This window comes from Streptomyces millisiae, assembly GCF_031845425.1.
Classification (GTDB): domain Bacteria; phylum Actinomycetota; class Actinomycetes; order Streptomycetales; family Streptomycetaceae; genus Streptomyces; species Streptomyces millisiae.
Window position 1 is genome coordinate 1 of the sequence record NZ_JAVREM010000278.1, and the last position, 461, is coordinate 461.

Annotated in this window: 1 protein-coding gene; it reads right to left on the minus strand. The window is 68.5% G+C overall.

What is annotated here, in order from left to right; translation table 11 throughout:
- On the minus strand, positions 1-194 hold a 194-nt coding region (locus RNC47_RS36660), incomplete at its 3' end, for a nuclear transport factor 2 family protein (protein ID WP_311605192.1).
- Positions 195-461: the final 267 nt, after the last annotated feature.

Below are 461 nucleotides of genomic sequence, written 5' to 3' on the forward strand. Positions count from 1 at the left end.
GTGTTCCCGCCGTCCAGCTGGGGCAGCGCGGCGAGCATCTCCTCGTACGTCCACCGCCGCCCCGAAGCCCCGACCTCGATGAACTCCGGATCGAGCAGCTCCGCGGCGAGTGACGGCGACATGCGCACATCGGGGTCCAGCAACTGCAACTCACCGGTGATGGCCGCGCTGATGTCTGTAGTCTCTCCGCTCATCCACTGATCTTCCCCAATGGCATCGGCGCTGGGGACTGGGGGGCTTGGGGGCGAGACGTCAGCTGATGCTGTCCCGGCGGAGCCGACGCCGTTCACGTCGCCGCTCGGTCCTACGCGCGCGAGCTCGCCGCAACCGCTCCTCACGCATACGACGCTGACGCTCCTCCTGCCTGGCGCTACGAGCCTCAGGGGTGTTGAAGTGCGCGAGCCAGGGGACCAGGACACCGGTCCCTACGAGGGCGAACGCCACGATCCAGTGGCCGACGG